Raw genomic sequence first — 20,740 nt, 5'->3', positions numbered from 1 at the left:
AGCAGCACTACTCTGTGTCTTCTCGCTTAAATGCGAAGCGGACTAACACAATGGCAACACCGAGCATACCGCCAAGAAAGAAGCCCAGTGCAGTAATTAACTTTCGTTTAGGCTTTATGGGGGACGTTGGCTCTATCGCCGACGTCACCACTTGGATTAATTCTGTTGAGGGGTGTTTAAGCATTGCCAGCTTGTAGGTTTGCTGGGCGATATAGTCATTCAAAGAGGCACTAATTGTTGCAGAGCTTGTGTTGCGGACTTCTAATTTTAATACATCAACTGAGTGCTTTAACTTTTCGCTAAGGTGAGCTTTATATGCTTGATTCGCAAATTGCGCTACGCTATTCACCTGCTGGTAAACTTGCTCTGGATCGGTTCCCTCAGCAGAAAGGCTAATGGCTTCATCTCCTCTCGCCACTTCATGCTTTACACTGACTGGCTGACCGGCCAGCGCTGAGAGACGCTCCGTGACTGCTTGTGAGAATAAATCAACTTCTAACTCTCGGTTAACGAAAACTAGACGCTCACTTTCCTTATCGGAAAGGCTATAAGGATCCACCACTGCTGATATTGTCGCTTGGGCACGATAGACGTTAGGCTGGGTCATTGCATAAACAGCGGCCACCAACATGAAAAGAATACTTAAGCCAACAATCCAATATTTTCCCTGCCATAACGCCACAAAGAGATCTCTAAGGTCAATGCCATCATCACTAGGCTGTTGAAAGTATGATGGTGCTCCATGCTGAGGTTGTGCGGGTTTATGTTTATCGCTCACTCTATTATCCTTATTCTTGGGCTGCTAGCGGTTGTTGAGCCCCTAATGATCGGTAGTTGTTACCGGGGTGCTACGCTCAAACGGTTAGATGACGCTTATGATAGCGTCTACATAGAGATTGCAAAAGTGCGCAGCCATTATTTTGGCTTACTTTGCTTAAAAAAGAGCGCCTCTTTTAAGATACATCCACCACAGTTCAGACAGGCATGTTTTTTTCTACTGGTTTCAACATGTTTGAGAAGTGCCGTATTCGCTCTTTTCGCGGCTGCACATAGCAAAAAACCGCCACGAGGGCGGTTTTTTAAATGATGGCGGTGAGAGAGGGATTCGAACCCTCGATACGTTGCCGTATACACGCTTTCCAGGCGTGCTCCTTCAGCCACTCGGACACCTCACCATATTGTGTGCTACGCGAGCTATCTATTGGGTGGACTTGCCTACCCGCTGTCGCGTTAACGGGGCGTACTATAGAGAGTTGCTGCTTTGCGGTCAAGCTGTTGGTGATGGCTTTAGGTTTAAATGGCTATTCCATCACCAAAAGCATCATTATGTCTGGAAAAACTGAGTTACCCCCGATTCAGTCGTCAACGTGTTGAGCAACAGTGTACGAGCGATGGAAGCACGCGAGTGCGAAAGCTGTTAAACTCATGGCATTGATCAAAATACAAATAAGAGTGTTATGACGTTATCAGACTTTCTCACCCAGCATGCCGATAGCGAGCAGCTACTTAACGAAATGCAAACTCGTGGTGTCGTCACCGCGATGGCGGCCGCGCCTCATGTTATTAGCCCTAGCGAGTGGCTCCCTGTGATGTGGGGGGGCGAAGAACAAGCGCCATTTGAGAACCATGAGCAGTTTGAGCAGTACGCCAATTTGATTGTGGATATTTGGAATGAACAGCGTCAGCAGTTGTTGGAGAAAACCTGGCAATGGCCGGAAGGCTGTTTGCTGGATGACGCTGAGATTGTCAACCAAGCGACCCGCGATTTCGCCGAAGGATTGTTGCAAGGCTGGAGCCTGACCCGTGATGACTGGGAAACGCTGATGCCAGAAAACACCGATGGTAATGCCCTACTTGGTGGCGTGGTGCTGTCTATTAGCTTGCTTTACGACCCAGAAACCGCGCTTTCCACCATGGAAGCGCAAGGCGCGGAAGAGCTGGCACAGTTTGAGGAAATCTTTAACGCCATGCCCACCATGTTGTGCGGTTTAAGCCTCCACGGCGCGGCGTTGGCGGAGGATGCGGAAGGAGCATAAAAACGGGTTCCTAGAGCCTAGGCCCTAAGAACCGCTTTACCCCTTCATTTCAGCGGCAAAGTTGAGCATGCGGTTGAGCGGGATTAACGCTTTTTCGCGCACCTTGTCGTCAACGTGGATTTCATGCTCTTCACCGCCGTTTTCAAGCGCGTTTTCAATCGCTTTGAGGCCGTTCATCGCCATCCATGGGCAATGGGCGCAGCTTCGACAGGTCGCGCCCGCGCCGGCGGTTGGGGCTTCGACAAGTTCTTTTTCCGGCACCATTTGCTGCATCTTATAAAAAATGCCTTTATCGGTGGCGACAATCAGCTTTTCGTTCGGCAGCGTTTGTGCCGCTTTAATCAGCTGGCTGGTTGAGCCGACGGCATCGGCCATTTTTACCACACTGGCTGGCGATTCTGGGTGAACGAGAATCGCGGCATCAGGATACAGATGCTTCATTTTTTCCAGCGCTTGAGCTGAAAACTCATCATGCACCACGCACTCACCTTGCCATAGCAGCATATCTGCGCCGGTTTCTTTCTCGATATAGGCACCAAGATGACGGTCGGGTCCCCAGATAATCGGCTTATCTTGGCTATCAAGGTGCTCAACAATCTCCAGCGCAATGCTTGAGGTAACCACCCAATCGGCACGCGCTTTAACGGCGGCGGAGGTATTGGCATACACCACCACGGTGTGATCAGGGTTAGCATCACAAAACGCGGTAAATTCGTCCGCTGGGCAGCCTAAATCTAGCGAGCACTCCGCATTAAGTGTCGGCATTAGCACGGTTTTCTCTGGGGTGAGAATTTTGGCGGTTTCCCCCATAAAACGCACGCCGGCCACAATCAAGGTGCTTGCTGAGTGTTGGTTACCAAAGCGAGCCATTTCTAACGAGTCGGCGACACATCCGCCGGTTTCTTCTGCGAGGGCTTGGATCTCTGGATCCGTGTAATAGTGAGCAACAAGCACCGCGTCTTTTTCTTCTAACAATTGTTTGATGCGTGCAACGTGTTGTTTTTTCTCAGTGTCAGTCAATGCCACAGGTTTCGGCGGAAAGGGGTAGACCCTTTGCGACGTTTCAATCACTTGGCTCATGGGATTACTCATGCTTACTTCCAGTCCGGAACTTCCAGTCCGAGTAGTATAACGTGAGTGGGGGGAGAAACAATATGAAGAGAGAGGCTAGGTCCTAGGAGCCTAGGACCTTATTGCCTACATCGCGTTTTTGGCTTGTTTGGCGCTGGTTGAGTCTGGGTAGGTATCAATCACTTGTTGGAAGTATTGATTGGCTTGGTCGCCATTACCTTGTTTTTGTGCAATCAGGCCCAGCTTCAGCAACGCATCGGGGCGTTTGTTAGAGTCTTTAAACTCACTGACTGCCGTGAATTCTTGGCTGGCTTGTTCAAACTTACGTTTGGAGAAATAAAGCTGACCGAGCCAATAGTGGGCATTGGCGGTGTATACCGACTCTGGGTATGTTGAAAGAAACGCTTTAAATGCTTTGGTTGCGCCTTGGTAATCTTTCTCTTTTAATATTAGATTAACGGCAGCTTCATAGGCTGCATTCTCGGTTTGATCAGCGGTGAAGTTAACCGCTGGCTTGTCTTCTGGCGCTTTCTCTGGCTCTGCAGGTGCTGATTGCTTAGCCGTTCTCAGGGTATCGATTTCTCGATAGAGGTCGCGTTGACGCTCAACCATTTGTTGAATGTCATAGCTGTTGCGCTCAACGTTACCGCGTAAATTGCTCAGCTCTTGCGCCATTTGGTCAAGTTGACGCTGCATATCGAGCTGCATTTGGTTACGAGCTTGGAGCATGCGCTCTAAACGATCGACGGCGGTGCCACCCGCCCCTACTTCTGTCACCGGAGCAGGTGTGGCAGCCACGGGGGCTGCCACACTCACCAGTAACGCCAGCGCGAGGGTTCGCACAGAGTTACTGTTCATTGTCATATCCTTTATCCATTACCAAAAGGCTGGATTAGTATACCAATACCGCACGACGGTTTTTGGCGTAAGCTTCTTCGCTTTGGCCAAGTACCAACGGTTTTTCTTCGCCGTAGCTCACGATAGAGATCTGACTCGCCGGTACGCCCAGCGCTTGTAGGTATTTAGAAACCGCTTCGGCACGACGCTCGCCCAGGGCAATGTTGTACTCAGGCGTACCGCGCTCATCTGCGTGACCTTCTACTACCACTTCCATGGCTGGGTTCGCACGCAGGTAAGTCGCGTGGGCATCCAACATGTCTTCGTATTGTGGCAGTACTGATGAGTCGTCAAAGTTGAAGTAAACGGTTTGCGACTGACGCAGTTCTTGGTTACGGATTTGTTGCTCTGTCATTGAGCCTTGGCCGTCAACAGGAGAAACAACGGTGGTGCCGTTTTGGTTAGTTGATTGGCCAGAACCACTGCCGGTTGAGCTATCGCTTGAGCTACAAGCTGCCAGAGTTAACATCGGCAGTGCCACCGCCAGACCTTTCAGTACTTTATTGATTTGCATTCTATTTTCCTTTTCTAGAAAGTTAGCGCACGTTGTTTAAAATTAAAAACTACAGGTAAGGTGACCAGGCTGGTGCACGCACGCGCCCGTTGGTTGCCGGTAACCGCGCTTTAAAGCGGCCGTCTACAGAGACGAGTGACAACACATTCTTACGTCCATATACCGAGCTGTAAATCACCATGCTGCCATTAGGCGCAATGCTTGGCGACTCATCCAACAAGGTTTTGGTTAGGATTTGCACCGCCCCGCTGTTTAAGTCTTGCTTTGCAATGTTATAGCCAGACGATGATTGATTTACCATAATCAAATGACGGCCATCCGGTGTCAGTTGCCCACCCATGTTCTGATTGCCTTGCCACGTGATCCGTCGGCTAGTTCCGTCGTCTAAATTTACGCGATAAATCTGTGGTTTGCCACCCCGGTCAGAGGTATAGATCAGCGAGTTACCATCAGGATCCCAAAATGGCTCGGTGCTGTTGGCACGGCCGTGGGTAATTTGCGTCAATTTTTTGCTGTTCAAATCGAAGGTATACACCTGCAAGCTGCCCGTTTTGGAGAGTACCAAGGCTAACTTACTGCCATCAGGGGAAAACTGTGGCGATCCATTGTGACGAGGGTATGACGCAATTTTCTCACGTTGGCCGGTATAAATGTTCATGATAAAGATTTCCGCCTGGCCATTTTCAAAACTGACGTAGGCGAGCTTGCGACCATCCGGTGACCAAGACGGTGACATCAATGGCTGTTTGGAACGCAGGATCAAGCGCTCGTTATAACCGTCATAGTCTGACAAACGCAGCTGGTAGGGGTAGTCGTTTTCTTTATCAATCACCACATAAGCGATACGAGTTAAGAACGCGCCTTTCTCGCCGGTGAGCTGCTCATAGACAATATTGGAAATGCGATGCGCATAGCGGCGCAAGTCGCTTTCTTTGACCGTGGCGCGGTTGTTGACCAGCAAGTGATCATCGGTTTGCACCAACTCACCATCGGCGCCTAGGCCTTTGCTATCCCCACCGGTGAGCTGGCCCCGAACGATATCAATCAGCTGATAATCAATTTGATAGCGACCGTCCGAGGTCGGGGTAATCGTGCCTGTGACCACCGCATCCACCCCCAGCGAGGTCCAAGCGTTGTAATCTACGTCAGTATCGCTATACGGAGTTTGTGGCATCTCGCTGACCGCCAGCGGGTTAAACTTACCGCTGCGGCGTAAATCGGAGCCGACTACGCCGGAAATATCTTCCGGCAATTCGCCTTGTCCCTTCCATTGAAACGGGATCACGCCAATCGGGCGCGCGGTATTCACCCCTTCGGTGATCACCAATTTCAGCGCGGCATGTGCCGGTTGAGTCAGTATCGACAGACAGGCTAAAAGCATCACAACCGCGGCGATACGCCATGTTCGCAAACGATCCTGACTCTTGCTTGTCACACTGCTTGTGCCACCGCAGGGGCTCACTTCCATCATGTTTGGTATCCTGTCGTTTAGTTAGGTCTAACGGTCAACTCAATATCACGTAGTTTGGCAATAATGTCGCCATCTTCCGGCATTGGAAACTGAGACACAGACGCCACCGCGGTTTTTGTCGCGCGACACAGCCGCGTATTGCCTGCCTTTTCTTCCACATTAAGCAACAGGCCGGTCGGTGACAAGCGCATATTCACCACGCACTCTTGGCCACTTAAGCCATCATCGACGATGAGCCGTTGCTGGATCATTTGTGTAAAAATGGCGCCGTACCGCGCCACTTCATCTTGAATAAATTGCCCGCGCGCGGTTTGCCGTTGGCTGGCTTCCGACTCGAGGCCCGAGAACAAATCGTTCAGCGCCGCCTCTTGCTCTTGTTGTCGTCGCTTCGCCTCCTGAGCTTTTCGCTCTGCCTCTTGGCGCGCTTGTTCGGCTTTACGTGCTTCTTCTTCCGCTTTTTTACGCTCGGCAAGCTTGCGCTGTCGCTCGGCTTCGGCTTTTTTCGCTTCTTCCTCGGCTTTACGTTGCGCGGCGAGCTTTTCTTGCCGTGCTTTTTCCGCTTTCTCCGCCGCGAGTTCCGCTTTGCGCTTCTCTTCTAATTTACGCTGACGTTCGCGCTCGGCCTGTTCGGCCTGTTGCTTAGCAATACGCGCTTGCTCTTGCGCTTTGGCCTTTTGCTCGGCAATTCGCTTTTGCTCTTCACGTGCTTGGCGCTCGGCTTCTAGCTTTTGTCGCTTCACTTCACGAAGGCGCTGCTCTTCTTGCTCACGTTGTTGCTCAAGGCGTTTCGCTTGCTGCTCTAACCGTTTGAGTCGCTCCGCTTCTTCGCGTTTAGCCTGATCGCGTTGCTCGCGAATTTTCTTCGCCTGCGCATTCACTACCGCCGGATCAATGACAGTGGCATCAATCGCGCGACCCGCTTTAGGGGTTGGCGTTGAGTCAGAACTAAAGTCTGCCCCCCATAACAGTACAATCACTAAGACCAGGTGCAACACGGCAGATATTGCCAGCGCGGGCATCAGCGAGTCTTTGCCTGATTTTTTATGGGTTGGTTTATCGCTTGGCTCGTTCATCACCCTCACCTACGACTCATACGGCTCGGTCATTAACCCCACTGACGACACGCCAGCTTGGTTTAATGCATCAAGCGTCAGGATGATTTCTGAATAAGGCACCCGGCCATCGCCGCCCACCAGCACCGGTGATTTGGGGTTCAGCTGCAGCTCAGCTTTGACGCGCACCAGAATTTCTTCCAAGCTCAAACCGCGGGTCATATCGCCATTATTGACACTGAGCCCTAATTGGCCGTCTTTATCCACTTCCACAATGATAAAAGCGCCGCTGTCTTCCTCTTCTGCCAGCTCTGCGGCGGTTTTCGCTTGTGCCGTTTGTGGCAGATCGACATCCACTCCCTGGGTCACAAATGGGGCGGTCACCATAAAGATAATCAGCAGTACCAGCATCACATCAATGTACGGGACAACATTGATTTCCGCCGTCATCTTGCGCCGTTTAGGTTGATACGCCATGGATCACTCCTGGGTTGCCGCAAACGCTTGACGATGAAGAATGCTAGAGAACTCTTCCATAAAGTTCATGTAGTTATGCTCGAGCTTACTGACTTTGGCGGTCAAGCGGTTGTACGCCATGACCGCTGGGATCGCAGCGAACAGACCCATGGCTGTCGCCACTAAGGCTTCAGCAATCCCGGGGGCGACCATGGCCAACGTCGCCTGCTTTACCGCGCCTAGGGCGATAAAGGCATGCATGATCCCCCATACGGTACCAAACAGGCCAATGTAAGGGCTGATCGACCCCACCGTCGCCAAAAATGGCAGATGGGTTTCCAGCTCTTCCACTTGTTTTGATAACGACACGCGCATCGCCCGCGAAGTCCCTTCCATCACGGCCTCGGGCACTTTGTCGTTGCTACGATGCAAACGCGCGAATTCTTTAAAGCCGGCGTAAAAAATTTTCTCGCTGCCCGTCAAATTGTCTTTGCGCGCTTGCACTTCTTGGAATAGTTGAGAAAGATCGATCCCAGACCAAAATCTGTCTTCAAACCGTTCAGCTTTGCTAAACGCGTGCTGCATGACCTTGGAGCGCTTGATGATCATCGCCCAAGATACCACTGACATACCCAGTAATATCAGCATCACTACCTTGACAAGCAAGCTTGCTTGCAAAAACAGGTCGAGAATGGAAAGTTCAGCGGTCACGTCATCATCTCCGATTTAATCTGTGTTGGAATCGATTTGGGTTTCATGGTTGTTGGGTCGACACAGGCTATCTTAACCGTCGCCGCACACAATGCTTTTTGATCAGAATTCACCAAGCTTTGACAAAAGGTCATGCTGGCGCGCCCCATGGCTGACACTGTGGTGACAACCTCCAGTGCATCATCAAGCCGTGCACCGCGGTGAAAGTCAATATCCATATGGCGCACAACAAAGGCGGTGCGATCGGCAAAGAGCGCTTGTTGATTGACACCGATCTCACGCAACAGTTCAGTGCGTGCCCGCTCAAAGTAATTGAGATAATTGGCGTGGTAAACCACTCCCCCGGCATCTGTGTCTTCATAGTACACACGAATCGGCCAGCGAAACGGCGTTGATTCTGTCATGTCTTTACCCATGATCGGTTTACGATAGGCAATTACTATACCTAAGTTGTGGATGTATAGAAATGCTGAGACAGCGCGGCTGGCGCATTGGTCGCCCATCAAGCCGTCGAGAAGTGATGTGCTGCAAAAAACACGCAATTACTCACGCTAGAGTGATGAAAAAAGCACCACTCGGGTGCCTTTGTCATTCGTTTGTCACTTTGCGCTTACTCACCGAGCGCCTGTCTCAACTAGCGCAGCCACATCAAGGCGAGCAACAGAAGGGATACGCCCCACCCGAATGGCGGCCAGGTGAGCCATCGGCTCCATTTGCCTTGCGCCGTGAAACCGACGGCATGGATCACCCCGACACAGGTCGCGTAGAGCAGCCCCACGCCCATCGGAAACGTGACACCACCCATACGCTGAGCGAAGGCTTCTGGCGCCCACATTACTTGGCCGCCCCAGCACAGGGCACTGGCCAATGAGAGCAGCCGCCAAAGGCCAGAAAAGTGCTGGCCTACGGGAGCAGGTTGGCGCTCACTCATTGTCGTGATCCATCGCTTCGGTGTGCTCCAACCATAAGGCATTGATAATGCCAAAGGCGCATGCCAGCAGCACACCAAGAATCCACGTGAAATACCACATATGCAAGCTCCTTAATCAGTACAGTGAATGGGTGTTGTCTTCAATATATTGCGCATCTAAACGACCAAACATCTTAATGTAGCACCACAGGGTGTAAGCCAAGATAATCGGCACAAACACCGCCGCAACGATGGTCATAATCGACAAGGTTAGCTCGCTTGAGGTGGCATCCCACATGGTCAAACTGTGACCCGGGAAAGTGCTCGATGGCATCACAAAGGGGAACATTGCGATACCCGCGGTCAAAATCACGCCCGCCACGGCCAAACTCGAGAACAAGAAAGCCCAACCTCCGCGCTCAAGACGTGACGCCAGCAGTGCCAACAATGGCATGACGGCGCCGACCAGTGGTGCTAACCAGAGGATTGGCATCGCTTGATAGTTACGCATCCAAGCGCCGCTTTGTACCGCGACCTCTTTCGCCAGTGGGTTAGAGGCTGCTTGATTCGCCGCCTCACTGACCACCACAAAGCCATCTATATTTTGTACCCAGAAGCCTGCTGCCACAAAGAGTACGGTGGTCAATAATGCACACAGTTGCGCGACATTACGTGCGCGTACATGCAGCGCATCGGTGGTTTTTAGTTGCAACCAGGTTGCGCCTTGCAACACCACCATAAACAGGCTCACCAATCCACACACCAGTGCGAAGGGATTAAGCAGTGCAAAAAAGCCACCAGTGTAGGTTGGGATCAAGAGATCGCTAAGCTGGAACGGCACCCCTTGTAAGAGGTTACCAAAGGCGACCCCGAAAATGACCGGTGGCACAAAGCCCCCCAGCACCAAGCCCCAATCCCATGCGGTGCGCCAGCGTGGGTCATCGATTTTTGAGCGATAGTCAAAGCCCATGGGACGGAAAAACAGCGCCGCCAGCGTGACCACCATCGCGATATAAAAACCAGAAAAGGAAACCGCATACACCAACGGCCAAGCGGCGAATAATGCCCCGCCTGCGGTCACTAACCAGACTTGGTTTCCTTCCCAGTGGGGCGCGACAGCGTTAATCATTACCCGACGTTCACTGTCGGTTTTGCCGATCAGGGTGAGCAAGGCGCCCACCCCCATGTCAAAGCCATCAGTGACGGTAAAGCCGATCAGTAACACACCGATCAGTACCCACCAGATCAGGCGTAACATTTCATAATCAAACATGCTCTCTCTCCTTATGCTTCAATCTGGCGGCTGAAATCCGCTTCTGGATTGCCTTTTTGTTCAAAATGGTAGCGGCCGGTTTTGAGGCTGCTGGGCCCAAGGCGGGCAAACTTGAACATCAGATAAAGCTCAGCGACGAGGAAAACGGTGTAGAGCGAGCAAATCGCCACCATCGAGAAAATAATATCGCCAGCGGCCAGATTCGATGCGGCCACGTGCACGGGGAGGATTTCCCCCACCGCCCAAGGCTGGCGACCGTATTCGGCAACAAACCAACCCGCTTCGCAGGCGATCCATGGCAGAGGAATACCAATCAGCGCAAGCTTCAGTAGCCATGGTTTTTCATCGATACGCTGGCGACAGGTTTGCCAGAACGCCATGCCAAAAATAAACAGCATCGCAAAGCCGCACGCTACCATGATCCTAAAGCTCCAGAACAAAGGCGCCACTTGCGGGATAGAGTCTTGCGCGGCTTGCTGAATTTGCCCTTCAGTCGCATCCACCACCTTGTCGGTGTACGGCTTAAGAAGCAGGCCATAACCGAGGTCGTTTTTCACTTCATTGAACGCGGCTTTGGTTTCCGGTGATTTCTCGCCGGCACGCAGTTTTTCCAGCAATGCGTACGCCTGCATACCATTGCGGATGCGGGTTTCATGCTCAGCAATCAAATCGGTTAAGCCTGTCACTTCTTTATCCAGTGAGCGCGTGGCAATGATCCCCATCGCATAAGGGATTTTGATCGCATAATCAGTCTGCATGGTCTCTTGATTCGGCAGCCCCACCACAGTGAACGCCGCTGGCGCTTCTTCGGTGTGCCACTCGGCCTCAATCGCTGCCAGTTTGACCTTTTGTACATCACCCAGCTCGTACCCGGACTCATCACCTAAGATGATTACCGATAAAATGGCCGCCATGCCAAACGAGGCAGCAATCGCAAACGAGCGACGCGCAAAGGCAATATCACGGCCTTTGAGCAGATAGTAAGCGCTGATCCCCAGAATGAACATCGCCCCTGTGGTATAGCCAGCGGCAACGGTGTGAACAAACTTCACCTGTGCGACGGGGTTAAAGACCACGTCGGCAAAGCTCACCATCTCCATGCGCATGGTTTCAAAGTTAAACTCTGAGCCCACGGGGTTTTGCATCCAGCCGTTGGCCACTAAAATCCATAGCGCAGAAAAGTTAGAGCCTAATGCCACCAGCCAGGTGGTGACCAAGTGCTGACGTTTACTGAGACGATCCCAACCAAAGAAGAACAGGCCCACAAAAGTGGATTCAAGGAAGAAGGCCATCAGCCCTTCAATGGCAAGCGGGGCGCCAAAAATGTCCCCTACATAGTGGGAATAGTAGGCCCAGTTGGTTCCGAACTGGAACTCCATGGTGAGGCCGGTTGCTACACCGAGCGCAAAGTTAATCCCAAAGAGTTTGCCCCAAAACTTGGTCATGTCTTTGTAGATTTGCTTATCGGTCATCACGTATAACGATTCCATGATGGCCAGCAAAAATGCCATGCCTAACGTTAAGGGAACAAACAGGAAGTGATACATCGCGGTCAGCGCAAACTGCAGCCGCGATAAATCGACGATATCGGTAATCATGGTCACTCCTTTACACCGCTTTCGGTGCCGATACTGGCGTATCGCTCGTTTTACTTTCTCACCCTGCACGGCAGTCAAAACAGCTGGCTGGCGCGGGGAAAGCTACACACTTCTTAATTGACTGCTTGCATGTTACACAGTTGAAACACCAAGGTTATTCTATAGTTAAATCTTATCTAATTAAGGTATAACTAATATTATAGGCGCAACAATTGGGTGTTAATCGTGTTTTGCTCGGTTTGTCGACCAGGCGACAAAAACAGCAAGACGAACCAACCGAGAGACAAAACTGTGATTAACCACGAAGAAACTAGGCGAGATGGCGGCATTAACGGAAGCCATCTCTCATTGCCTTGTCACCGGCAACCGCCAGCAGATGGGGTTACGATAAGGGCTCACGTGCTACATAACCTTAATCTAGATCAAAAAACCCCATTGGTTGTCGGCCAATGGGGCAGTTTTAGCAAAAAACGTCTTGATCTTGATTAAGGTTTGCGAGGATTTTTCGCTCAGTCTTAGCCGATTAGGTTTTCGGCAAATCAAAGCCAAAATGCAGATACGCACGCTGGCTGGCAATCCGGCCACGTGGTGTGCGTTGCAGGTAGCCTTGTTGAATCAAATAAGGCTCAATCACATCTTCGATGGTGTCTTTTTCTTCGCCAATCGCCGCCGCTAAGTTATCAAGCCCCACCGGCCCGCCATCGAACTTCTCAATAATGGCATTGAGTAGCTTGCGATCCATGTAGTCAAAGCCTTGGCTGTCGACATCGAGCATATCGAGCGCACGTTGGGCAATATCAGCACTGATATCTCCCGTGCCTTTTACTTCAGCATAATCACGCACACGACGGAGTAAGCGGTTAGCAATACGTGGCGTACCACGAGAACGACGCGCCACTTCCATCGCCCCTTCCTCATCGGTTGATAACGCCAAACAATGTGCGCTGCGTTTCACGATACCGGTTAAATCTCCCACGCTGTAATACTCTAAGCGCTGGGTAATGCCAAAACGGTCACGCAAGGGCGATGTCAGCGAGCCGGCGCGGGTGGTGGCACCAATCAGGGTAAACGGGGGTAAATCGATTTTGATTGAGCGCGCGGCAGGCCCTTCACCAATCATGATATCCAGCTGATAGTCTTCCATCGCGGGGTACAAGACTTCTTCTACCACTGGGCTTAAGCGATGGATTTCATCAATAAACAGCACATCATGAGGCTCAAGGTTGGTGAGCAAGGCGGCCAGATCACCGGCTTTTTCTAATACAGGGCCTGACGTGGTGCGAATATTGACGTCCATTTCATTGGCAACAATATTGGCCAAGGTGGTTTTACCCAGACCTGGCGGGCCAAAAATCAATAGATGATCGAGCGCTTCTTGGCGTTTGCGCGCGGCATGGATAAAGATTTCCATCTGATCACGGACGTGATTTTGGCCTTGGTAGTCTTCCAATAACTTAGGACGAATCGCGCGGTCGATCACCTCTTCTTCCCGATCAGGGGTGGTTTGCGCCGAGATTAAACGATCAGCTTCTATCATGGGTTACACCATTGAGCGCAGCGCGTGACGAATGACGTCTTCGCTGCTCATGTCATCAGTTGCAATTTGTTTAACCACTTTTTCAGCCTGCGCCGCTTTATAACCCAGCGCGACCAAGGCGCTCACCGCCTCATCCGCGGCAGACGAAATCGTGGTTGGCGCTGCGCGTAGGGCTGCGCCCTCAGCCGTCGCGGCATCCGTGTGCGGGGTAAAGAGATCGAACGCTTCCCAGTTTTTAAGCCGGTCGCGCATTTCAATCACCAAACGTTCCGCGGTTTTCTTACCCACCCCGGGGATTTTCACCAGGGTCGAGACATCATTATGCTCGACACTGTCGACAAAGTGGTTAGCCGTCATCCCCGATAAAATCGCTAACCCCAGTTTAGGTCCCACGCCATTGGCCTTGATCACTTCCCGAAACAGCGCTCGCTCACGTTTACCGCTAAAACCATAGAGAAGTTGCGCATCTTCACGCACCACAAAATGCGTGTACACGGTAGCGGTTTCACCCACCTCCGGCAATTGGTACAAACAGTTCATCGGCATGCTCACTTCATAGCCGACGCCGTTCACATCGATTAAAATCTCAGGAGGTTGCTTTTCTATCAGGGTTCCCTGTAATCGGCCTATCACAATCGCGTCTCTGTTTGTTACTTTGTCCCAAGGATAAAGAATAACTGGATGTATATCCAGTCGGATTGACGACGGACGGATTACGGAAAAGCGTAACGTGTCTGTCCCTGTAGAAAAAGTGCCTAGGGCCTAGGATCCTAGGACCTAGGCACTACTTCCTGCTCTTCCCGTATTCTGTAAGCGAAGCGCTAAGTATTCAAAAATCCCTATGCGCTTTTATCGATATCGGCCGCGGCGGGCGGCGTTGGCTTTGCCGGCCATGGCGATGAGGGTGTGATTGGTGTGGGCATGGCAAATAGCAACCGCGAGGGCATCGGCGGCATCGGCTTGCGGGGTGGCGCTGAGCTTTAACATGTGGGTGACCATATGCTGGACTTGCTTTTTATCCGCACTGCCTTTCCCCACCACTGCTTGCTTGATAAGCCTCGCGGCATATTCAGACACCGGTAAATCGGCGTTTACCGCCGCAACAATGGCGCTGCCGCGCGCTTGCCCCAGTTTAAGCGCTGAATCCGCGTTACGGGCCATAAACACTTGCTCAATAGCAAAGTTATCCGGTTGGAACTGGGTGATGACTTCGCTCACCCCTGCATAGATATGTTTCAGTCGACCGGGTAAGTCGTCTGTCTCGGTGCGAATACAGCCACTACCGAGATATTCAAGATGCCGACCATGTTGGCGGATCACCCCATAACCGGTGATCCGCGAACCTGGGTCAATCCCCAGTATCACTGCCATTTAGCTTAAACTCGCTGCCACTTCGTCCGAGATATCACCGTTATGGTAGACTTCTTGCACATCGTCAAGGTCTTCTAACATATCGATCAAGCGCAGCAGCTTCGGTGCCGTGTCTGCATCTAACTCCGCTTTGGTGGATGGCACCTGAGTCACCTCCGCTCGCTCAGCTTCAAACCCAGCTTTATCTAAGGCATCTTTTACATAGCCAAAGTCATTGGGGGTGGTGTACACATCCATTGAACCGTCGTCATAGGTGACCACATCGTCCGCGCCGCCTTCGAGTGCCGCTTCCATCACCGCATCTTCTTCAAGGCCGGATGGGTAGGTGATCACCCCTTTTTTATCGAATAAGAAGCTGACTGAGCCATCGGTACCCAGGTTACCACCGGATTTTGAAAACGCATGGCGCACACCTGACACAGTACGGTTGCGGTTATCGGTCATGCACTCCACCATCACCGCCGTGCCCGCGGGACCATAACCTTCATAGATGACGGTTTCCATGTTCTCGTCACCTTCGCCGCCCGCACCGCGTGAAATCGCACGGTTGATGGTGTCGCGCGTCATGTTATTTGACAGCGCTTTATCCACCGCAGCACGCAGGCGTGGATTGGTTTCCGCCTCGGGGCCACCCTCTTTGGTTGACACCACAATTTCTCGGATAAGCTTGGTGAAAATCTTACCGCGCTTCGCGTCTTGAGCGGCTTTACGGTGTTTAATGTTCGACCACTTACTGTGACCTGCCATATCGACTCTCCGTTTTTTGCGCTCCCCTCACGTGAAAGGAGTAATAAGAAAAAACGCGCCTTGGCTTTTCAGTCTGAGGCGCGTTGAGACATTGACCTTGCGCCTTGATACGACCGCCTGGTGACGGCAGCTATCGGTCGCAAGGATAAGACGGGCAAGGCTATTTGCCCGTCATCAGGCGAATTTATTCGCTGTGTTCGTTTTGCTCTGCCGCCGCGGTAATGCTCAGCGCCAGCTCTTCAAGCGCCGCGTCATTGGCAAGGCTTGGCGCGTCAGTCATCAAGCAGGCCGCAGCGGTGGTTTTCGGGAAGGCAATCACATCGCGAATGTTTTCGGTGCCGGATAGCAACATCACCAGGCGATCCATACCAAACGCCAAACCTGCGTGTGGTGGAGTACCGTATTTCAATGCATCCAACAAGAAGCCAAATTTCTTGCGCTGCTCTTGCTCATCGATGCCTAATGTTTCAAACACCGCCGCTTGCATTTCTGGGTTATGGATACGCACCGAGCCACCGCCCACTTCGTAACCATTTATCACCATGTCATACGCGTTAGAGTTCGCCGCCGCCGGGTTTGCCACCAGCTCTTCAGGTGTCACGTCTGTCGGCGCAGTGAACGGGTGGTGCATCGCATGCAAGTTACCTTCGTCGTCTTCCTCAAACATTGGGAAGTCAACCACCCACAATGGTGCCCAGGCTTGAGTGTCGGTCAACTCAAGATCCAGGCCGAGCTTTACGCGCAACGCGCCCAGCGCTTCGGTAACGACAGACTTTTTGTCTGCGCCGAATAGGATAATGTCACCGGTTTGCGCCTCGGTGCGTGATAAAATACTTTCTACCACTTCGGCATTGAGGAACTTGGCCACCGGCGATTGAATGCCGTCAAAACCGGCGTCACGGTCGTTGATTTTCATCCACGCCAAGCCTTTGGCGCCGTAAATGCCAACAAAGTTGGTGTATTCATCAATCTGCTTGCGCGACAAGCTGGCACCGCCTGGCACACGAATCACAGCCACGCGGCCTTTCTCATCGTTTGCCGGACCAGAGAAAACTTTAAACTCTACGTCTTTGACGATATCAGCGACATCGACGATTTCGAGCGGGTTACGCAAATCTGGCTTGTCAGAACCAAAACGGCGCATCGCTTCTTCATACTTCATGGTTGGGAACGCGCCCAAGTCCACATTAAGCAGTGATTGCCACATTTCACGGATCAGTTGCTCGGTTACCTCGCGCACTTGGTCGGCGCTCATAAACGAGGTTTCGATATCAATCTGGGTAAATTCTGGCTGACGGTCAGCACGCAAGTCTTCATCACGGAAGCACTTCACGATTTGGTAGTAGCGATCAAACCCAGACATCATCAACAACTGTTTAAACAGCTGTGGTGATTGCGGCAGCGCATAAAAGTTGCCTTTGTGCACACGGCTTGGCACCAAGTAGTCACGTGCGCCTTCTGGGGTCGCCTTGGTGAGTACTGGGGTTTCGATGTCTAAAAAGTCATTGTCATCGAGGAAGCGACGGACAAAGCTGGTGGCTTTAGCACGCAGTTTAATCCGATCGCTCATTTCAGGGCGGCGCAAGTCAAGGTAGCGATACTTCAGGCGCTGCTCTTCGGAAATAAACTGGTTAAAGTCAATCGGCATCGGTGCACTGCGGTTGATGATCTCCAACCCTTTCGCCACCACTTCGACTTCGCCTGTGGCCATATCACTGTTGATCTGGCTCTCTGGACGCGCACGCACTTCACCACGGATGGTCAGGCAAAATTCGTTACGCAATTTGTTTGCTTGCTCGTAAACATCACCCATATCAGGGTCAATCACAACTTGCACCAGACCCTCACGGTCGCGCATGTCGATAAAAATCAAGCCGCCCAAATCACGGCGGCGGTTAACCCAACCACAAAGACTAACTTCTTGCCCGACGTGGGCTTTATTCAGGTGACCACAATACTGGGTGCGCATAGATTATTCCTGATCTGTTCTGATGATTCCGCTTGCCCCTGGGGCACAAGCCTGCCAAATACTGAGGGGAATTCGGGTAACAGCGTCTGTCGTACCTGACGGTACGCCCCCATGAGTGCCGTTACTGTCAAAGCCTGCCATTATAAAGGAAAAGCCCCGCTCTTGGTAAAGCGATCGCGCTTAAAACCGATAGTTTTTTTGTTCAATTCCTTTTAGGCTAGTGACCTATTGGTTGGCAAGGCATCATTACGGGCATGGTATCCCTATTACACCAAGACCTAAATCCGCCCTTACGATTGGGGCTGACACAATGGTCTCATCCTAGTTGGCAGCATCATTTTTACCCGCCAGGCACCAAGTCGGGCGAGCGTTTAGCCCGCTATACCGAGGTGTTTAACACGGTTGAAGGAAACACGACTTTTTACGCCTCCCCGTCGCCGCAAACGGTGAATAATTGGGCGGCCGCCATTCCAGACAGTTTTCAATTTACCTTTAAGCTGCCTAAAACCATTACTCATCAATGCCAGCTGCGTCATGCACAGGACTTAACCGCTGACTTTATCAAGCTGATGGCTCCGCTCCATGACCATATTGGTCAGTGGACGATTCAGCTGCCGGCGCGTTTTGGCCCTGAGGGGTTAGCAAGCTTAGCGGCATTTCTTGAATCACTACCCCGCGCGTTTTCCCTTGGGGTAGAGGTGCGCCACCCCGCCTTTTTTGCCAAAGGCGAGGCAGAGAAAGCGCTCAACCGCCTGTTGATCGATCATCACGCCAACCGCGTGATCATGGACAGCCGCCCGGTATTTGCGGCTAAACCCGATACCCCTGCTATTATTGATGCGCAAAAGAAAAAGCCTCGTGTGCCCGTGCACGCCATCGCCACCAGCGATGCCCCCATGGTACGTTTTATCGGCCATCCAGACTTGCCCGAAAACACCGCGTTTTTTGACCCGTGGATCCCACGCTTATCCAAATGGATAGCCGCGGGCAAAACGCCCTATTTAATGATTCATACCTCAGATAACGATCAGGCCCCTGCACTGGCCGCACAGTTGTACCAACGTCTTGATTTATCAACGCCACTGGCTTCCGTCACGCGCGCCGCGCAAAGTCAACAAGGGGCATTGTTTTAATATCCGCCCCACGCGGCGCGGTCACCGTGCAGACAGGGGCAAAAAAATTCACTACAATACGCCGCTTTTGTGGCTAGGTTTACGCGCGTCACGCGCGAAAGCCTGCCAGCTTGGCTGATGTGTAGGGGCTTACATGGCTAATCAGGATAAAATTTTCGCTGCGCCTATCGAAAAAATGGGCGATTTTACGTTCGATGAGAATGTCGCCGAAGTGTTCCCGGATATGATCCAGCGTTCGGTGCCGGGTTACAGCAATATTATTTCGGCCATCGGCATGCTGGCCAAGCGTTTTGCCACCGCTGACAGCCACATTTACGATCTGGGCTGCTCATTAGGCGCAGCCACTTTATCGATGCGCCGCCATATCCCTCATGACAGTTGCAAAATCATCGCAGTGGATAACTCACAAGCCATGGTTGAGCGTTGTCGCTTGCATGTTAACGCGTATCGCGGCGCCGCCGATGTTGAGGTTCGCGAAGCCGATATTCGCGATGTCGAGATAATCAATGCCTCGGTGGTGGTGCTCAATTTTACCCTACAGTTTTTAAGCCCTGATGACCGCCAAGCCCTACTCACTCGCATTTACCAAGGCTTAAAACCTGGCGGGATCCTGATTTTATCCGAGAAGTATCGCTTTGAAGATGACACCGCCAATGAGTTACTCATCGACTTACACCACGACTTTAAGCGCGCCAATGGCTATAGCGAGCTTGAGATCAGCCAAAAGCGCAGTGCACTTGAGAATGTGATGCGCCCAGACAGTATTGCCACCCACCAAGCGCGACTTAATGCCATTGGCTTTAGCAGCGTCGCCATGTGGTTCCAGTGTTTTAACTTTGGTTCAATGCTGGCGATTAAGTAAGACTAACCTGATGGTACGAGTAATCTGATGTTTGATTTTTCCGATTTTTATCAGCTAATTGCTAAAAACCGCCTGAGCCATTGGCTCGAGGTGTTGCCAGCGCAATTAGCTGACTGGCAAAACCAGCCCCATGGCGATATGCCTAAGTGGATAAAAGTGCTGCACAAGATCCCAACCACCGCGCCCGAGACGGTTGAACTGAAAGACGCGGTGCGTATTGGTGATGCCGGTAGCTTGCCTAATGGCGAGCGCAAAAAATTAGAAAACTTATTGCGCACCTTGCACCCTTGGCGTAAGGGCCCGTACCAGGTACACGGCATTGATATTGATACCGAATGGCGCTCAGATTGGAAGTGGGATCGCGTACTGCCGCATATCTCGCCGCTAAAAGGGCGGTATGTGCTTGATGTCGGTTGCGGCAATGGCTACCACATGTGGCGCATGTTGGGTGAAGAGGCCGCACTGACAGTGGGCATCGACCCCTCCGAGCTCTTTTTGATGCAATTCGACGCCATTCGTCGCTTGATGGGTAACGATCAGCGTGCGCACCTGCTGCCTTTAGGAATTGAAAAACTGCCTGCGCTACGCGCGTTCGACACCGTTTTCAGTATGGGTGTGTTGTATCACCGCCGCTCCCCTCTCGATCATCTGATGCAACTCAAAGACCAATTGCGTAAAGATGGCGAGCTGGTGCTGGAAACCTTGGTTATCGATGGCGATGAAAACGCGGTATTGGTGCCTGCCGGTCGTTATGCACAAATGCGTAACGTCTACTTTTTCCCGTCTGCCCGCGCGTTAAAAGTGTGGCTGGAGAAAGTCGGATTTGTCGATGTGCGTATTGTCGACGAGTGCGTCACCACCACTGATGAGCAGCGCAGTACCGAGTGGATGACCCATAACTCGCTGCCTGAGTACCTCAACCCAGATGACCCAGCGCAAACCATCGAAGGGTATCCGGCCCCCAAACGCGCGATCTTAGTGGCTCGCAACCCGGATTAAACAACAGCGCGGACACCGCTCACCCATACCACCGCCCTTACTCGCCGCCTCACTGGGCGGTGATAAGGGTGAACATGGCGGTGAACGCCGCTTACCGACCTCACACCTGACGCTGACACCACGCTCGCAATCG

General features: G+C 52.0%; 22 protein-coding genes and 1 tRNA gene. 4 read left to right on the top strand and 19 right to left on the bottom strand.

The annotated features are described in order from the left end of the window. Window positions 1-7 precede the first annotated feature (7 nt). The gene (locus tag WN56_RS12800) at window positions 8-778 is read right to left on the bottom strand and encodes a Wzz/FepE/Etk N-terminal domain-containing protein (RefSeq protein ID WP_046075372.1); all 771 of its coding nucleotides are present in this window, start codon (window positions 776-778) and stop codon (window positions 8-10) included. A 309-nt stretch (window positions 779-1,087) separates the two neighbouring features. After that, window positions 1,088-1,175 (bottom strand) — tRNA-Ser (locus WN56_RS12795). A 282-nt stretch (window positions 1,176-1,457) separates the two neighbouring features. Here WN56_RS12795 and WN56_RS12790 point away from each other — a divergent pair. Continuing rightward, complete coding sequence (locus WN56_RS12790) at window positions 1,458-2,036, top strand: UPF0149 family protein (protein ID WP_046075371.1); 579 nt, start codon at window positions 1,458-1,460, stop codon at window positions 2,034-2,036. Between the two features lie 36 nt (window positions 2,037-2,072). On the opposite strand, the gene nadA is transcribed toward WN56_RS12790, so the two are convergent. The 17 genes from nadA to aspS all read right to left on the bottom strand — a co-directional run bounded on the left by nadA (window position 2,073) and on the right by aspS (window position 17,613). Next, window positions 2,073-3,116: a quinolinate synthase NadA gene (gene nadA, locus WN56_RS12785; RefSeq protein ID WP_046075370.1), complete on the bottom strand. Its 1,044-nt coding sequence runs from the start codon at window positions 3,114-3,116 to the stop codon at window positions 2,073-2,075. A 117-nt stretch (window positions 3,117-3,233) separates the two neighbouring features. Next, entirely contained in the window at window positions 3,234-3,965 is a 732-nt protein-coding gene (gene ybgF / locus WN56_RS12780) for a tol-pal system protein YbgF (RefSeq protein WP_046075369.1), read from the bottom strand. Window positions 3,966-3,999: 34 nt separating this feature from the next. Next, window positions 4,000-4,518, bottom strand: coding sequence for a peptidoglycan-associated lipoprotein Pal (pal, locus tag WN56_RS12775; RefSeq protein ID WP_046075368.1), 519 nt, complete (start codon window positions 4,516-4,518; stop codon window positions 4,000-4,002). A gap of 49 nt (window positions 4,519-4,567) precedes the next feature. After that, window positions 4,568-5,899 (bottom strand): Tol-Pal system beta propeller repeat protein TolB, encoded by a 1,332-nt coding sequence (gene tolB / locus WN56_RS12770; RefSeq protein ID WP_046075474.1) that lies wholly within the window; start codon window positions 5,897-5,899, stop codon window positions 4,568-4,570. A 107-nt stretch (window positions 5,900-6,006) separates the two neighbouring features. Further along, the gene (gene tolA, locus WN56_RS12765) at window positions 6,007-7,062 is read right to left on the bottom strand and encodes a cell envelope integrity protein TolA (RefSeq protein ID WP_369795708.1); all 1,056 of its coding nucleotides are present in this window, start codon (window positions 7,060-7,062) and stop codon (window positions 6,007-6,009) included. A gap of 9 nt (window positions 7,063-7,071) precedes the next feature. Then, on the bottom strand, window positions 7,072-7,518 hold the full coding sequence (gene tolR, locus WN56_RS12760; RefSeq protein WP_046075367.1) for a protein TolR: 447 nt from the start codon (window positions 7,516-7,518) through the stop codon (window positions 7,072-7,074). A gap of 3 nt (window positions 7,519-7,521) precedes the next feature. Next, complete coding sequence (gene tolQ / locus WN56_RS12755; RefSeq protein ID WP_046075366.1) at window positions 7,522-8,208, bottom strand: protein TolQ; 687 nt, start codon at window positions 8,206-8,208, stop codon at window positions 7,522-7,524. Further along, on the bottom strand, window positions 8,205-8,612 hold the full coding sequence (gene ybgC, locus WN56_RS12750) for a tol-pal system-associated acyl-CoA thioesterase (protein ID WP_046075472.1): 408 nt from the start codon (window positions 8,610-8,612) through the stop codon (window positions 8,205-8,207). Before ybgC ends, tolQ begins: the two co-directional genes overlap by 4 nt. Window positions 8,613-8,842: 230 nt before the next feature. Further along, window positions 8,843-9,139 carry a cyd operon YbgE family protein gene (locus tag WN56_RS12745; RefSeq protein ID WP_046075365.1) on the bottom strand — a complete coding sequence of 99 codons (297 nt, stop codon included), beginning with the start codon at window positions 9,137-9,139 and terminating at the stop codon, window positions 8,843-8,845. Further along, window positions 9,132-9,239, bottom strand: a complete 108-nt coding sequence (gene cydX / locus WN56_RS16785) for a cytochrome bd-I oxidase subunit CydX (protein WP_021024361.1) — start codon at window positions 9,237-9,239, stop codon at window positions 9,132-9,134. Before cydX ends, WN56_RS12745 begins: the two co-directional genes overlap by 8 nt. A 15-nt stretch (window positions 9,240-9,254) precedes the next feature. After that, entirely contained in the window at window positions 9,255-10,391 is a 1,137-nt protein-coding gene (gene cydB, locus WN56_RS12735; protein WP_046075364.1) for a cytochrome d ubiquinol oxidase subunit II, read from the bottom strand. An 11-nt stretch (window positions 10,392-10,402) separates the two neighbouring features. After that, window positions 10,403-11,986, bottom strand: a complete 1,584-nt coding sequence (gene cydA / locus WN56_RS12730; RefSeq protein WP_176719629.1) for a cytochrome ubiquinol oxidase subunit I — start codon at window positions 11,984-11,986, stop codon at window positions 10,403-10,405. A gap of 526 nt (window positions 11,987-12,512) precedes the next feature. After that, window positions 12,513-13,526 carry a Holliday junction branch migration DNA helicase RuvB gene (ruvB, locus tag WN56_RS12725; protein WP_046075362.1) on the bottom strand — a complete coding sequence of 338 codons (1,014 nt, stop codon included), beginning with the start codon at window positions 13,524-13,526 and terminating at the stop codon, window positions 12,513-12,515. 3 nt (window positions 13,527-13,529) lie between these two features. After that, window positions 13,530-14,159, bottom strand: a complete 630-nt coding sequence (gene ruvA / locus WN56_RS12720) for a Holliday junction branch migration protein RuvA (protein ID WP_046075361.1) — start codon at window positions 14,157-14,159, stop codon at window positions 13,530-13,532. Between the two features lie 216 nt (window positions 14,160-14,375). Further along, window positions 14,376-14,897 (bottom strand): crossover junction endodeoxyribonuclease RuvC, encoded by a 522-nt coding sequence (gene ruvC / locus WN56_RS12715; RefSeq protein ID WP_046075360.1) that lies wholly within the window; start codon window positions 14,895-14,897, stop codon window positions 14,376-14,378. Next, entirely contained in the window at window positions 14,898-15,644 is a 747-nt protein-coding gene (locus WN56_RS12710) for a YebC/PmpR family DNA-binding transcriptional regulator (RefSeq protein WP_046075359.1), read from the bottom strand. 184 nt (window positions 15,645-15,828) lie between these two features. After that, window positions 15,829-17,613 carry an aspartate--tRNA ligase gene (aspS, locus tag WN56_RS12705; RefSeq protein ID WP_046075358.1) on the bottom strand — a complete coding sequence of 595 codons (1,785 nt, stop codon included), beginning with the start codon at window positions 17,611-17,613 and terminating at the stop codon, window positions 15,829-15,831. A 254-nt stretch (window positions 17,614-17,867) separates the two neighbouring features. Between aspS and WN56_RS12700 the strand changes: the two genes are divergently transcribed. The 3 genes from WN56_RS12700 to cmoB all read left to right on the top strand — a co-directional run bounded on the left by WN56_RS12700 (window position 17,868) and on the right by cmoB (window position 20,607). Further along, complete coding sequence (locus WN56_RS12700; protein WP_046075357.1) at window positions 17,868-18,746, top strand: DUF72 domain-containing protein; 879 nt, start codon at window positions 17,868-17,870, stop codon at window positions 18,744-18,746. 133 nt (window positions 18,747-18,879) lie between these two features. After that, a complete protein-coding gene (gene cmoA / locus WN56_RS12695; RefSeq protein ID WP_046075356.1) occupies window positions 18,880-19,608 on the top strand; it encodes a carboxy-S-adenosyl-L-methionine synthase CmoA in 729 nt (242 codons plus the stop codon). A gap of 27 nt (window positions 19,609-19,635) precedes the next feature. After that, window positions 19,636-20,607 carry a tRNA 5-methoxyuridine(34)/uridine 5-oxyacetic acid(34) synthase CmoB gene (gene cmoB, locus WN56_RS12690; protein WP_046075355.1) on the top strand — a complete coding sequence of 324 codons (972 nt, stop codon included), beginning with the start codon at window positions 19,636-19,638 and terminating at the stop codon, window positions 20,605-20,607. Window positions 20,608-20,740 lie beyond the last annotated feature (133 nt).

The sequence above is a fragment of the Salinivibrio sp. KP-1 genome (assembly GCF_000968645.1).
Taxonomy (GTDB): Bacteria; Pseudomonadota; Gammaproteobacteria; order Enterobacterales; family Vibrionaceae; genus Salinivibrio; species Salinivibrio siamensis.
Note: the sequence above shows the minus strand (reverse complement) of the source record. Positions and strands in the feature narration are given on the sequence as shown.